The sequence below is a fragment of the Sciscionella marina DSM 45152 genome (assembly GCF_000379465.1).
Lineage (GTDB): Bacteria > Actinomycetota > Actinomycetes > Mycobacteriales > Pseudonocardiaceae > Sciscionella > Sciscionella marina.
Genome location: NZ_KB905381.1, coordinates 140154 through 153275, shown reverse-complemented (window position 1 = coordinate 153275; position 13122 = coordinate 140154). Strand labels below are relative to the sequence as shown.

Genomic DNA, 13122 nt, shown 5'->3' with positions numbered 1-13122 from the left:
CTCAGACTGCCGCGGTTTGGTTGAGCCGGTTGTCGGCAAGGTGGCGCATCGCCCGCAAGGCGATCGCCATGATCGTGGCCGTCGGATTGACGCCAGTCGATGTCACGAACACGCTGCCATCGATGATGAACAGGTTGGGAACATCGTGGGTCCGGCCGTGCTCGCCCACCACCGAGGTGGCCGGGTCGGAGCCCATGCGAGCGGTGCCGAGCAGGTGCCAGCCGCTGTCCCGTACGATCGGGATACGCTCCACGGACGTGGCACCGGCCGCCAGATGCGCCTCGACTGCTCGCTCCACATGGAATTCGAGCATCCGCTCGGTGTTCGCGCCTATCGTGTAGTCGAGCTTCACTCCCGGGATCCCGTCGGAGTCCGTGGCCGAAGGATCGAGGATCACCTCGTTGTGTTCCTCTGGCAGGTCTTCGGTGGTGATGCCCCACTCGGCGCGGCGCCCGAAGTTTCGCCGCAGCCGGTCATGGAAAGCTGGGCCGAACGCCTCCCGCCAGTCCTGACCTGGTTCCCACAAGGTCTGTGCGAGCGGACCGCCGGTCGGCATCAGGTTCCACTTCGCGCCCCGGACGAAACCCCGGTCCGTGTCGGTCTCATAGAACTGCATCGACTGCAACGACTGGCCCGCCGGTCCGTACCATGATTCGAGTTCGTCCGCGTAGCTGCCATATACCGAGGCATAGGGATGAATCATCAGCCGTTTGCCCACCAGGCCCGAGGAATTCGCCAGGCCATCGGGAAACCGCGCGGAAGTCGAGTTCAGCAGCAGCCGAGGAGTGCCGACCCCATTGGCGGCCAGCACCGTGACCTCGGCTGCTTGGTAGCGCAGCGTGCCGTCACGGTCGATGAACTCGGCCCCCGTCACCAGCCCCCGGTTGTCGACGGTCAGCTGCCGGACCCGGGCTCCGGTCACCAGGACCGCTCCCGCATCGATCGCCTCCCGCCAGTGTGTGAAGTCGGCACTGGCTTTGGCCCCCACCGGACAACCGGACTCGCAGGCACCGTAGCGCAGGCAGGCGTCCCGGTTCTTGAACTTGCGCGAAGCGATCGCATTGGGCGCCGGCCACCAGTGCCAGCCGAGCTTGTCCATCCCCTTCGCCGCGGCCAGCCCGTACTTGCCGATCGGCAACGGCGGCAGTGGAAAGGAATGCGAGTCCGGGTAGGCCGGATCACCCTCCAGTCCGGAAGCACCGATGTGGTGCGTGACCTCGTCGTAGAACGGCCGCAGGTCCGCGTAGCCGAACGGCCAGTCCTCTGCCACGCCGTCGAGAGTGCGCACCCGGAAATCCGAAGGCATCGCGCGCACCCAGTGACCGGAGAACATGATCGTGCTTCCCCCGACTCCGTTGAACATCAACGGCTCGACAGGGGTATCACCGCTGTCGATCGGGTAGTCACTCGCCGCACTACGCACATTCGGGCTCGGGTGCCACTGCTTCAGCCTGGTCAGCTCCCACCCGGGCTTACCACCGGAGAAATCATCCGGGAGCGTCCAATCACCCTGTTCCAGGCAGACCACGCGGAACCCTCGGGTGGCCAGTTCGAGGGCGGCTACTCCGCCAGCGGGACCGGCGCCCACGATCAGGACATCCGTGTCCTGGGGAGCTTGACGAATATTCACCAGTCGATCTCCCGATCAGTTCGGTTCGGTGCGAGCCCAGGATGGTCGAGCAGGTCTGCGTCGCGCTATGACTCAACAGCCACAACCGACTCAACCGTCGTTGAGCAAACGCACAACGGAGGATGCGGTCCAGACCGCGAGATTCGGGCGGCTCGCTGATGGACACGACCGTGCGGTCAACCGTTCCCCCGCTTGTCGAGCTGCCGCGCCTGTGCCGGCACCGCCCGGAGTGCGGGACCGGGTCCGTGGCGTCGCCATACCATCCGCAGATCGACATCGGGCACTGGTTCATCGATCGGCACGAACACCACGTGTGGGTCGTGGGCACTGTGTACCACCGAGGCCAGGGGCAAGTGGCAGGCCACGCCAACCCAACGCGGCAATGAGCGCCACCGCCAATGGCGGGCCGAGAATGCCGCCCTGCGGAAGTCCGGACCAGGCGAGGTTGAACGAACGCTGCGTGTCCCGGGTGGGGAACCAGTTGCTCAGCAACGACTGGGTCGCGGGCCAGTTCGGGCTTTCGCTGATCCCGAACAGGAACCGGGTGAGGAAGAACGAGATCACCGAACTGGACGCCGCGGTCAGGCCGAGCATGATCGACCACAGCACGACGGAACCCACCATCGTCGTCTTCGCTCCCAAGCGCCGCACGATCGCGCCGGAGAACAACAGCTGGCAGGTGGCGAAACCGATACCGAAGGCGCTGCTGATCAACCCGATCTCGGTGGGTACCAGGCCGTAGATACGTTGCCGCTGCGGTGCCACGATGCCGAACACGCCGCGATCGGCGGCGTTGGCCGCGGCCAGCAGGCAGGTCAGCCCGCCTACCACGGTCCACCGGTAGTTGATCCGCATCCGGTCAGTCCGCGAACTCGTCCAGCCCGGTGGAGTCGGTCAAGCGTGCGCCGCCTTCGACCGGAATGCTGACCCCGGTGATGTACCCCGCGGCCGGGGTGAGCAGAAATCCGATGGTGGCCGCGATTTCGTGGGGTTGCCCGAGGCGGCCGAGGAAGGTCTTCGCCGCGAATCGGGGCAGCCGCTGCTGGGCCTGGGCGTTCGAGACGACCCTCGGGGACAGGAACAGCCCCGGTGCTACGGCGTTCACCCGAGTGCCCATGGGGCCGTATTCGGCGGCAAGCTGTTTCACCCAGTTCTCCAGCGCGGCCTTCGCGGGACCGTAACCGGGCGCGGTCCGTCCGGCGTGCGCGCCCATGCTGCTCGACACATACACGATGGCGCCGTTGTCGGTGCGCGCCACGATCGGCGCCAGTTCCCGGGCGGACAGGAAGGCGTGGCGCAGATTGATCCGGAACTCCTCTTCCCAGTCCGAGAGCGTGAACGCGTCGAACCGTTTGCGCCGCATCCGCCCGATCACGTCGACATAGCCGTCCAGGTTCCCGAAGCTCGACTCCACCCGGTCACGGACCCGGACGATGCCGTCCCTGCGGGTCACATCCGCCACGACCGAAGGCATTCCCACGCTCTCACCGATCGCGGCTGCTCGGCGCTCGTCCACGTCGACGCACAGCACCTTGGCGCCCATCGCGACGAGTGTCCGGCTGACGTGTTCGCCGATCCCGCTTCCCGCCCCCAGCACCGCATAGCGGCGGTCATCGAGCCGGAAAAGCTCGCCGTGCCAGACATCCTCCGGTGCCAGGGGCTGATCCGAATCATGGACCGGCGACTCGGACGGATTCGACACCATGCAATCGGCTCCACTCGTCGACGAGGACCATTTCGTTCGCCAGGCACGGGAAAATACCGTGATTTTCCGGAACTTTATCGGTTCGCGAAATTCCTTGCGGCCAGATTCCTGGACGCTTTCCCTGGTGTCAAGCCGTGCCCGGGGCGATGACGGCTATCACTCCGATAGGAAGTTCAGGTGTGAACGAGTCCTTGGGCACGTGCGGCGGCAGCCAGCGCCGCAGTACGGGAACCCAGCCGAGTTTCGCGCAAATGTGCATCAGGTGGGTTTTCATGGTGGCCGGCTCAGGAACAGTTCCCGGCTGAACTCGGCGTCGGAGCGCCCGGCGGCGAGCAGGCGCAGTACTTCGAGTTCCTGGGCGACAAGGCGGTCATCCGGTGCCTGGTCCGCTGCACGAGACGTCGGCCACACTCGGACGAGAGTGGTGCGCCCGGCCGCGGCCGCACGGATCGCCGCGACGAGTTCCCCGGGTGGAGCGTCCTCGAGCAGATATCCGGTCGCGCCCGCTTCGATGGCGGCGAGGATACCGGCATCGGTGTCGTAGATGGTCAACACGAGAAAGCGGGGGCGCGTCCGCGTTAGCGGCGATGGCGGCCGTCGCCTCGCTGCCATCGCGGGCACCGCCGAACCGCAGATCCATGAGGACGACATCCATCGCTCGGGACGCGGCCAGGTCGACGGCTTGGTCTGCCATGTCCGCCTCCGCGACGGCCGAAGTCGTCCTCTGCCTCGAGCAGCGCCCGCAGTCCGGCCCGGACGAACGAGTGATCGTCGGCGAGAAACAGGCGGATCTCGTTCGTCATGACCGGCTCGCTCCCGGTTCGTGCAGCGGGAAAACGGCGGCTATGACGGTACCGTGCCCGGAACCGCGGCACAGTCGGGCACCGGGATCGAAACCGATCCCGTCGTAGCCACGTCGAAGCCGACCTCGTCCATATAGGACAGGGTGACATCGTCCCGGGTGGCGTTGGCGTCGCGGCGGTATCGGCCAGCGGCCGGGTCATCGCGGTGATCTCCGGCCTCATCAGCGGAAGCCCCTCGCTCAGCACCGTGATTCAGGCGATCTCGGTCTGCATAGCCTGGCAGGTCACCTGGGCTCCGTGTGTTTCCGGCTATTCCCGCTATCTGCCCGAAACATCCCCTGCCCGGGTCACTCTCACCGACACCTGTCTCGGCTCGTGGTCGGCGGCGCGGCGCCGAACAGCAACGCGATCGGCTTCCGCACCGTCCAGTCCCCGGCCATCAGCGGCCTGCTGATCCTCGCGCTGTTGGCCGGTCTCGTTCCTGCCGGTGCCGATGGCCCTACGGCGCGTTCCTCACCATGTTCGGTGCCTTCTCCGCGAACGGCAGAATCCGCTCGACCGCCGTCGCCGTGCTCGCAGCGGTGACCTGCTCGCGACATTCCGGAACATCGCCCTGTTCCTGCCGACCTGCCGGTGCTCTGGACCGCGATCAACCTCACCGGCTACTACCTGGTGGGCAGTGCTGCTCTACTCTCGTTTCTGTCGGCGCCGATCTGTCCTGGCTCGTGGGTCCTTCCCGTCGGCGGGCTCGGCTACTCTCCCCGCGCCCGGTTCATCCGCCGGGCCGGGCCAGTGCCATTGCGGCATGAAAGCAAAGAATTCGTCATGCGTGGCTCAGCGGTCCCGGTAGGTCGATCAGTTCGGCGAGCTTCGTCCGCTGGTGTCCGGGGGTGCCGAAAGCGAGCTGGTCGGCTTTGGCTCGTTTGAGGTAGAGGTGGGTGGGGTGTTCCCAGGTCATGCCGATACCGCCGTGGAGCTGGATGGCTTCCTCGGCGGCGGTTACGGCGAGTTCACCGCAGTAGGCTTGGGCGATGGCGGCCGCGGTCTCGCTGTCGAGGTCCTCTGCGGCGAGGGTCGCGGCGGCGTAGCGGGCGGCGCTGGTGGCGCCGTCGATTCCGGCGGCGAGGTCGGCGAGGCGGTGTTTGAGTGCCTGGAATCCGCCCACGATCCGGCCGAACTGGGTGCGCTGCTTGAGATAGGCCACGGTTTCCTCGAGACACCAGCGGGCGATGCCGACCTGTTCGGCGGCCAACAGCGCGGTCGTGGTCCGCAGCGCGCGGCGCATGGCGGGTTCGGCCTCAGTGAGCACGAGTGTCCCCGGGGTGCCCCGCAGGGTGACATCGGCCAGCTGCCGGGTCATGTCCAGGGAGATGACCGGTTCCCTGCCGGCTTCGCCCGCGGCCACGGCGAACAGGGCCGGGCCGTGCTCGGTGGTGGCCGGCACCAGCAGCACCTCGGCTTCGAGGGCACCGGCGACACTGGTGACGGTGCCGGTGAGCCGCCCGCCCTCGGCACGCACCGCGGGGAGCTCCGTATCCGGGGCGGTGGACAGGGGCACGGTGAGCGCCGCGGTGCATTCCCCCGCGGCCAGGTCGGTGAGCAGTTCGGTACCCGCCTCCCGGTCGGTGGCGCGCAGGGCGGTGGTCGCGAGCACGGCGCTGGTCAGGAACGGCACCGGGGCGACGGTGTGGCCCAGTTCCTCGAGCACCACGGCGGCCTCGCGCGCGGTGGCACCGGCCCCGCCCTGGTTCTCCGGCACGAGTAGCCCGGCGAGGCCGAGATCTACCGCGAGCGTCTTCCACAGGCTACCGACCAGCGAGCGGTCACCGTCGTACACGGCGGTCACCGCGGCGGTGTCGCATCGATCCGCGAGCGCATCCCGCACGGTGGCTCGCAAATCCTCCTCGATGTCGGTGTAGAGCAGGTCGAGCTCGCTCATTTCGCTCCGTCCTTCCAGGGCACGTCCTTGTCCACGCGGGGTTCGGCGGGCAGTCCGAGTACCCGCTCGGCCAGAATGTTGCGCAGGATCTCGGAGGTGCCGCCCTCGATGGAGTTGCCCTTGGCGCGCAGATACCGGTAACCGGCGTCGCGTCCGGTGAAATCGACCCGGTCGGGCCGCACCATGGTCCAGTCCGAGTAGCGCAGCCCCTGCTCGCCGAGGAGTTCGAGCTCGAGCCCGGACAGTTGCTGGTTCAGCCGGGCGAAGGAGAGTTTCATCGCCGCACCTTCCGGGCCGGGCTGCCCCTGGGCGAGTTTCTGCCGCAGCCGTTCCCCGGTGAGGCGGGCGACCTCGGCCTCCACCCACAGCCGCAGCAGCCGGTCGTGCCGTTCCGGGGTACGCCCCGCGGGATGCTCGCGCCAGGTCCGCGCGACCACCCCGGCCATGCCGCCCTCGCGCGGTGCGGCGTGCGCCCCGATGGCCACCCGTTCGTTGTTCAGGGTCGCGGTGGCCACCTGCCAGCCCTGCCCGACCTCGCCGAGGCGCTGACTGTCCGGGATGCGCACCTGGTTGAGGAAGACCTCGTTGAACTCCGCTTCCCCGGTGATCTGGCGCAGCGGCCGCACATCCACCCCGGGATCGGTCATATCGCAGAGGAAATACGTCATGCCACGGTGTTTGGGCACGTCCGGATCGGTGCGCGCGACCAGGATCGCGAACCGGGCCAGATGCCCGCTCGAGGTCCACACCTTCTGCCCGTTGACCACCCAGTCCGCACCGTCCCGCACCGCGCGGGTAGCCAGCGCGGCCAGATCCGAGCCCGCTCCCGGTTCGCTGAACAGCTGGCACCAGATCTCCTCGCCGGTCCACAGTGGACGGAGGAAACGGCGTTTCTGTTCCTCGGTGCCGAACGCGAGAATGGTCGGCGCGGCCATACCGAGCCCGATCCCGTTGCGTTCCGGTTCGTTGTCCGGGGCGCCCGCGGCCGCGAACAGTTCCTCGGCTTCCCGCTGCCAGACCTGAGGCAGTCCGAGCCCGCCGTGCCCTTCGGGAAACGCGATCCAGGCCAGACCGGCATCGTAGCGGGCGCGCAGGAATGCCAGCCGTTCGGTGCGAGCGGGATCGTGTGTGGCGAGGAACTCCTCGATCCGCGCCCGCAGTTCCTCGATACTCATCGGGTCTCCCGTTGCCTGCGCAGTTCGGTACGGGCCAGCGCGTTCTTGTGCACCTCATCGGGTCCGTCGGCGAACCGCAGGGTACGGATCCCGGCATACGCGCCGGCCAGCGGGAAATCCTGGGACAGCCCGCCCGCACCGTGCACCTGGATCGCCTTGTCCAAGATCCACTGCACCGTGGCCGGGGTGGCGATCTTGATGGCCTGGATCTCGCTGTGCGCACCCTTGTTCCCGACCGTGTCCATCAGCCACGCGGTCTTGAGCACCAGCAGCCGCAATTGTTCGATACGCACCCGGGATTCGGCGATCCAGTCGCGCACCACCCCCTGATCGGCGATCGGCTTGCCGAAGGCAACCCGCTCCTCCGCACGGGCACACATCAGCTCGATCGCCCGCTCCGCGACCCCGATCGAACGCATGCAGTGGTGGATGCGCCCGGGCCCGAGCCGCGCCTGCGCGATAGCGAAACCCTCGCCCTCCCCACCGATCAGGTTCTCGACCGGGACACGCACATCGGTGAAACTCAGCTGCGCGTGACCGCCGTGGTCATGGTCGTCGTAGCCGAAGACCTCCATCCCCCGTTCCACCGTAAGCCCCGGGGTGTCCCGGGGAACCAGGATCATCGACTGCTGGCGGTGCCGCTCCGCGCCCGGATCGGTCTTACCCATCACGATGAAAACCCTCGCGTTCGGATTCATCGCCCCAGTGATCCACCATTTCCGCCCATTGAGCACATAGTGCTCGCCATCGCGTTCGATCCGGGTGGCGATGTTCGTCGCGTCCGAGGAAGCCACATCCGGTTCGGTCATCGCGAAACAGGAACGGATCTTCCCCTCCAGCAACGGCTCCAGCCAGTCCCGCCGCTGCGCCTCGGTAGCAAATAGAGACAGCACCTCCATATTCCCAGTGTCCGGGGCAGCACAGTTCAGCGCAGCCGGGGCCAGACCGCCACTACGCCCGGTGATCTCCGCGAGCGGGGCGTACTGCAGATTCGTCAACCCACCACCGTGCTCACCAGGAAGAAACAAGTTCCACAGCCCACGACGACGGGCCTCGGCGCGCAGTTCGGCCAACACCGGAACCGAGTCCCAAGCCCACCGACCCACCAACGCCCCCAACTGCTCGGCGAACACCGGCTCCGCCGGATACACATGCTCGGCCATGAACTCGAGCAGATTCTCCCGCAACTGCTCGGTCCTGGCGTCATACGCGAACTCCATCAGCGATACTCCTCCAATGATTGCAACCCGGCCTCCAGGATCGGGACGACGGAATCACCGACCCGCTCGAAACCCTGGCCGACGGTCTGACCATGCCGGTACCGGTAGTGGATTCCCTCCAGAATCACCGCGAGCTTGAACGAGGCAAGCCCGAGATAGAAACCGAACCGCGCAAGCCCGCGGTGTTCGGCATAACGCTCGATGATCTCGGCCTCGGTGAGAAAACCGGGAGCCAGACAGGCATCCGCGTCCCCGGCCCCCAGTGCGGCGAGCCGGTGATAGACGAGCATCAGCGCCAGATCGGTGAGCGGATCGCCCAAGGTGGCCATCTCCCAGTCGAGCACCGCCGTGATCCGGCCTTCGGCGTTCACCAGCAAATTGTCCAAGCGGTAGTCCCCGTGCACGACCGCGAAGGCGGACTCCTCCGGCACCCGCGCGGCCAGCCGTTCGAACAGTGCCTCGGCGGCGGGCAGCTCCCGGCTGCGCGAGGCGTCCAACTGCTTACCCCAACGATGCACCTGCCTGGCCAGAAACCCGTGCGGCCGACCGAAATCCGTGAGCCCCACCGCCGCCGGATCCACGGCGTGCAGCGCGGCAAGGGTGTCCACCATCGCCGAGCTCAGTGCCCTTGTCCGGGCCGGGCCGAACCCCGCGAGATCCTTCGTGTACCGGTACGGGATGCCGGAAACCCGCTCCATCACGTAGAATGGCGCACCGAGCACTTCCTCGTCCCGGCACAGCGCGTCCATCCGCGGAACGGGCACCGCGGTCCCGGACAGCGCGGACATCACCCGGTGTTCGCGGCCCATGTCGTGCGCGGTCGCCAGTACGTGCCCAAGCGGCGGACGGCGCAGAATCCAGGTCCGCGAGCCGTCCCCGATCTCGTAGGTCAGATTGGACTTCCCGCCCGTGAGCAACCGCGCGGTCAGTTCTCTTCCCGCATCCGGCATCGCGGTGGCGAACCAGTTCGACAACCGCCCCAGATCGAGACCGGGTGGATGCTCGGCGCTCATCGCGGCACCAGGACGCTCACCGTCTCGACCACACAGGCGGGTTTCACCGCGCCTTCGCGTTCGATGGTGACCCTGGCGACCAGTTGATGACCACCACCGCCCTCGGTCAGCGACAACGGCATCACCCCGGCCCGCACTCGCGAGCCGACCGGGACCGGTTCCGGAAAGCGCACCTTGTTGACCCCGTAGTTGACGCTCATCCGCATCCCTTCGATCCGGTACACCTGCAACATCAGCATCGGCACCAGGGACAACGTCAGATAACCGTGCGCGATCGTGGTGCCGAACGGTCCATCCGCCGCCTGCTCCGGGTCGACGTGGATCCACTGGTGATCGCCGGTGGCCTCGGCGAAGGTGTCGATCTGCCGCTGGGTGATGGTGTGCCACGCGGAACAGCCCAGATGCGTCCCGAGCGCCTGTTCGAGCTCGGCAAGCCCCGCGAACACCGTCACCGTGTCTTCGGCGGGCCCGCTCATGACAACCGCTCCAGCACCATCGCCATCCCCTGGCCCCCGCCCACGCACATGGTCTCCAGCCCGAACTGTTTGTTGTGCCAGCGCAGGGAATTGATCAGGGTGCTGGTGATGCGCGCTCCGGTCATCCCGAACGGATGCCCCACCGCGATCGCACCCCCGTTCACGTTCAGCCGTTCCTCGTCGATACCGAGCGCGCGCGCCGAGGGGATCACCTGTGCGGCAAAGGCTTCGTTGATCTCCACCAGGTCGATATCGCCGATGGACAACCCGGCCCGGCCGAGAGCCTGCCGAGTCGCCTCGACCGGGCCGAGGCCCATGATCTCCGGGGAAAGCGCGCTGACGCCGGTGGACACGATCCGCGCCAACGGTGTGATACCCAGCTGCCTGGCTTTCGTATCGGACATGATCACCACGGCCGCGGCGCCATCGTTGAGCGGGCAACAGTTCCCCGCCGTCACCGTGCCATCCGGGCGGAACACCGGCTTCAGCTCCGCGACCGCGTCCAGGGTGACTCCGCTGCGCGGGCCGTCATCGGCTTCCACCACCGCCCCGTCCGGGAGCGTCACCGGGGTGATGTCGCGGGCCCAGAATCCGTCCGCGATCGCCTGCTCGGCCCGATTCTGCGAACGCACCCCGAACGCGTCCTGCTCCTCGCGGGTCACCCCCTGATACTGCGCGACGTTCTCCGCGGTCTGCCCCATCGCGAGGTACACGTCCGGCAGCACACCCGATCCCCGCGGATCCACCCAAGTCCGGCCACCGCCCGCGAACTTCTCGGTCCGCGCGACCGCCTCGGCGAACAACGGATTCTGCGTGTCCGGCATGCCATCCGCGTTCCCGTTCACATACCGGCTCACCGTCTCCACCCCCACGGAGAGGAACACATCCCCTTCGCCCGCCCGGATCGCGTGCAACGCCATCCGCGTGCTCTGCAGCGAGGAGGAACAGTACCGGTTCACCGTGGTGCCCGGCAGATGATCCATCCCGGCCAGCACCGCCACCACCCGCGCCAGGTTGAACCCCGACTCCCCAGCGGGCTGGCCGCACCCCAGCACCAGGTCCTCGATCTCCCGTGGATCCAGTTCCGGGACCTGATCCAGCACCGCCCGTACCATCTGCACGGTCAGGTCGTCGGGGCGCAGTTGCCTCAGCGAACCTTTGCCCGCACGCCCGATCGGCGAGCGGGCGGTAGCGACGATCACGGCCTCGGGCATCGACACTCCCATGTTGTGACTAAGCGCTTGCTTATGCTGTAGCGTGCTGCATGAGGGAACTGATCGTCAAGAGGCGAACCCTGCCGATTCGAGTCGGGGAACTCACCCGCCACACCGTCCACGGTCCACGCTGAGCGAGGGAAATAATGAGGCACGATGACCGACTCGGCTGAACGCCCGCGCGCCGACGCCGCCCGTGCCCGCCTGTTGGACGCGGCCACATCGGCGTTCGCGGAGAAGGGGTTCCATGGAACCACGACGCGCGATATCGCCGAAGCGGCCGGGATGAGCCCGGCCGCGCTGTACGTGCACCACAAATCCAAGGAAGAGCTGCTCTACCTCATCTCGCACTCGGGCCACCAGGACACCCTGCGACTGGTCCGCGAAACGATCGAGTCCGCCGCGGACCCGGTGAACGCGCTGCGTGCCGTGATCCACGAGTTCGCCGCGCACCACGCACAAGGCCACACCAGGGCACGGATCGTGAACTACGAGCTGGCGGCGCTCACCCCGGCGCACTCCGCGGAGATCAGCGCCATCCGGCACCGGATCCAGGACGAGATCCGCGCGCTCGTCGAGCGCGGCGCCGCGGCGGGCGTGTTCGAGGTCCCCGACCCCGCCATGGCCGCGATCGCCCTGCTGTCCCTCGGTATCGACATCGCCCGCTGGTATCGCGAGGAAGGCCGGTGGACCCCCGAGGATGTCGCCGAACGCTACGCCGAGATCGCCCTGCGCATCGTCGGCGTCCGCTGACCCCGGCACAGGGTCCGCGGAGTTTTCCTATCCGCCGAGCCCGATGTGGTTTCGCGTGTGTTCGGGCCGCATGAACAGCAGGGCGAGCACACCGCTGGCGAGCAGAAGAACTCCGGCGATGGTGAACGAGACGGTGTATCCGGCCGCCGGTGAATCCGCGGTCTGGATGATTTGCCCGGTGAGGTAGGGCGCGATGAGACCGGCGGTGGTGACCAGACCCGTGCAGGTGCCCATGACCGCCGCACGTTGACGGGTGGGACTGATCTCCGCGTTCACGGCGATGGAAACCGAGTTGAAGATGGTTCCGACGCTGAAAGCGATGGTGAGCACGACGATCTGCGCGGCACCCGCGGGCGTGACCGGCAGCAGGAGCATGGCCGCGCCGGCGATGAGTACGGCTATCCCTCCGGTCCTTCCGGCTCACGCTGGCCGCGGCTGGAGCGGAATGCGGCGCTGAACGACAGGACTTTCCCTACACGTTCGCCGCTTGAGCCGGTCAGAGACGTTTTTGGGATCGGCTGCTGGTGTGTGGGCACCCCGCTCGTGGTTCCGGGAGGTCCCCGTGCGAGCGGTTCGCGCGGGGACCTCCCGGAATCCTGTCGTGCTCAGCAGCTGCCGGCCATCCACACCCAGGGGCTCCAGCCGTGCACACGGATGTGCTGACCGGAGTGATAGGTCTTGCCACGGAAGGTCACGGTGCAGTGCTTGGGGGTCTTGATCCAGTCGACGTCATCGAATCCTTTCTTGACGTCGGAGGACCACTTTCCCGGCGGCACCCAGATCGTCCCGTCGTTTCCCCACATCTTCACCGAATGCCGCAGGCCGTTGTGCACATTGGTACAGAACCCGGTGCAGTGGTCTTTGAGCTGCGCCGGGGCGCTATGGCCGCTTTCCTGGCCGGGTTGCTCGGCCGAGAACGCGGTGGCGGGCACCCAGGCGAGCGTTGTCGCGATCAGGCCGCCGAACAGCAGGGTCAGGCTCTTTCGTTTCATCACGGAACTCCTTACTCATCGCTGGAACTTACTCGTCGGTCGGAACGGAAGACGGTGACGTGAATCCCCGGACAGCCGGCTCAGGGCCGTCGGCTCCCGTGGCGTCTCGAGTGTGCGTAGCCCGTTCGTGGGTAGCAATGGTTTCGCTGGGCATGGGACGATTTGGGACGGTATAACCTCGTGACCTGCATTGTTTCCCCGT

General features: G+C 67.2%; 13 protein-coding genes. 1 reads left to right on the top strand and 12 read right to left on the bottom strand.

Translation table 11 applies throughout. From position 1 onward, the window contains the following. Position 1: 1 nt before the first annotated feature. From A37U_RS0106685 to A37U_RS0106635, 10 genes are all read right to left on the bottom strand, one after another. Positions 2–1630 (bottom strand): GMC family oxidoreductase, encoded by a 1629-nt coding sequence (locus tag A37U_RS0106685; protein ID WP_026196933.1) that lies wholly within the window; start codon positions 1628–1630, stop codon positions 2–4. Between the two features lie 288 nt (positions 1631–1918). Continuing rightward, on the bottom strand, positions 1919–2485 hold the full coding sequence (locus tag A37U_RS0106675; RefSeq protein WP_020495843.1) for an MFS transporter: 567 nt from the start codon (positions 2483–2485) through the stop codon (positions 1919–1921). A 4-nt stretch (positions 2486–2489) separates the two neighbouring features. Continuing rightward, the gene (locus A37U_RS0106670) at positions 2490–3335 is read right to left on the bottom strand and encodes an SDR family NAD(P)-dependent oxidoreductase (RefSeq protein ID WP_020495842.1); all 846 of its coding nucleotides are present in this window, start codon (positions 3333–3335) and stop codon (positions 2490–2492) included. Between the two features lie 270 nt (positions 3336–3605). After that, positions 3606–3887, bottom strand: a complete 282-nt coding sequence (locus A37U_RS54605; protein WP_338054985.1) for a transcriptional regulator — start codon at positions 3885–3887, stop codon at positions 3606–3608. Positions 3888–4961: 1074 nt separating this feature from the next. Continuing rightward, positions 4962–6077 carry an acyl-CoA dehydrogenase family protein gene (locus A37U_RS0106660; protein ID WP_020495840.1) on the bottom strand — a complete coding sequence of 372 codons (1116 nt, stop codon included), beginning with the start codon at positions 6075–6077 and terminating at the stop codon, positions 4962–4964. Further along, entirely contained in the window at positions 6074–7252 is a 1179-nt protein-coding gene (locus A37U_RS0106655) for an acyl-CoA dehydrogenase family protein (RefSeq protein WP_020495839.1), read from the bottom strand. Before A37U_RS0106655 ends, A37U_RS0106660 begins: the two co-directional genes overlap by 4 nt. Next, entirely contained in the window at positions 7249–8472 is a 1224-nt protein-coding gene (locus A37U_RS0106650; protein ID WP_020495838.1) for an acyl-CoA dehydrogenase family protein, read from the bottom strand. The genes A37U_RS0106655 and A37U_RS0106650 overlap by 4 nt, the downstream gene beginning before the upstream one ends. Beyond that, positions 8472–9485, bottom strand: a complete 1014-nt coding sequence (locus A37U_RS0106645; RefSeq protein WP_020495837.1) for a phosphotransferase family protein — start codon at positions 9483–9485, stop codon at positions 8472–8474. The genes A37U_RS0106650 and A37U_RS0106645 overlap by 1 nt, the downstream gene beginning before the upstream one ends. Beyond that, positions 9482–9961, bottom strand: a complete 480-nt coding sequence (locus A37U_RS0106640; protein WP_020495836.1) for a MaoC family dehydratase — start codon at positions 9959–9961, stop codon at positions 9482–9484. Before A37U_RS0106640 ends, A37U_RS0106645 begins: the two co-directional genes overlap by 4 nt. Beyond that, the gene (locus A37U_RS0106635; protein WP_020495835.1) at positions 9958–11175 is read right to left on the bottom strand and encodes an acetyl-CoA C-acetyltransferase; all 1218 of its coding nucleotides are present in this window, start codon (positions 11173–11175) and stop codon (positions 9958–9960) included. Before A37U_RS0106635 ends, A37U_RS0106640 begins: the two co-directional genes overlap by 4 nt. Before the next feature lie 156 nt (positions 11176–11331). Between A37U_RS0106635 and A37U_RS0106630 the strand changes: the two genes are divergently transcribed. Beyond that, positions 11332–11928 (top strand): TetR/AcrR family transcriptional regulator, encoded by a 597-nt coding sequence (locus A37U_RS0106630; protein WP_020495834.1) that lies wholly within the window; start codon positions 11332–11334, stop codon positions 11926–11928. Between the two features lie 27 nt (positions 11929–11955). Here A37U_RS0106630 and A37U_RS0106625 read toward each other — a convergent pair whose 3' ends face one another. Both A37U_RS0106625 and A37U_RS0106620 read right to left on the bottom strand, forming a co-directional pair. Beyond that, the gene (locus A37U_RS0106625) at positions 11956–12318 is read right to left on the bottom strand and encodes an MFS transporter (RefSeq protein ID WP_338054994.1); all 363 of its coding nucleotides are present in this window, start codon (positions 12316–12318) and stop codon (positions 11956–11958) included. Between the two features lie 215 nt (positions 12319–12533). Further along, positions 12534–12920: a hypothetical protein gene (locus A37U_RS0106620; protein WP_020495832.1), complete on the bottom strand. Its 387-nt coding sequence runs from the start codon at positions 12918–12920 to the stop codon at positions 12534–12536. Positions 12921–13122: the final 202 nt, after the last annotated feature.

What these genes read in the sequence shown, in the direction of transcription:
- A37U_RS0106675 (WP_020495843.1), bottom strand. Translation starts at nt 2,485, where the DNA reads ATGCGGATCAACTACCGGTGGACCGTGGTAGGCGGGCTGACCTGCCTG.
- A37U_RS0106670 (WP_020495842.1), bottom strand. Translation starts at nt 3,335, where the DNA reads ATGGTGTCGAATCCGTCCGAGTCGCCGGTCCATGATTCGGATCAGCCC.
- A37U_RS0106660 (WP_020495840.1), bottom strand. Translation starts at nt 6,077, where the DNA reads ATGAGCGAGCTCGACCTGCTCTACACCGACATCGAGGAGGATTTGCGA.
- A37U_RS0106655 (WP_020495839.1), bottom strand. Translation starts at nt 7,252, where the DNA reads ATGAGTATCGAGGAACTGCGGGCGCGGATCGAGGAGTTCCTCGCCACA.
- A37U_RS0106650 (WP_020495838.1), bottom strand. Translation starts at nt 8,472, where the DNA reads ATGGAGTTCGCGTATGACGCCAGGACCGAGCAGTTGCGGGAGAATCTG.
- A37U_RS0106645 (WP_020495837.1), bottom strand. Translation starts at nt 9,485, where the DNA reads ATGAGCGCCGAGCATCCACCCGGTCTCGATCTGGGGCGGTTGTCGAAC.
- A37U_RS0106640 (WP_020495836.1), bottom strand. Translation starts at nt 9,961, where the DNA reads ATGAGCGGGCCCGCCGAAGACACGGTGACGGTGTTCGCGGGGCTTGCC.
- A37U_RS0106635 (WP_020495835.1), bottom strand. Translation starts at nt 11,175, where the DNA reads ATGCCCGAGGCCGTGATCGTCGCTACCGCCCGCTCGCCGATCGGGCGT.
- A37U_RS0106630 (WP_020495834.1), top strand. Translation starts at nt 11,332, where the DNA reads ATGACCGACTCGGCTGAACGCCCGCGCGCCGACGCCGCCCGTGCCCGC.
- A37U_RS0106620 (WP_020495832.1), bottom strand. Translation starts at nt 12,920, where the DNA reads ATGAAACGAAAGAGCCTGACCCTGCTGTTCGGCGGCCTGATCGCGACA.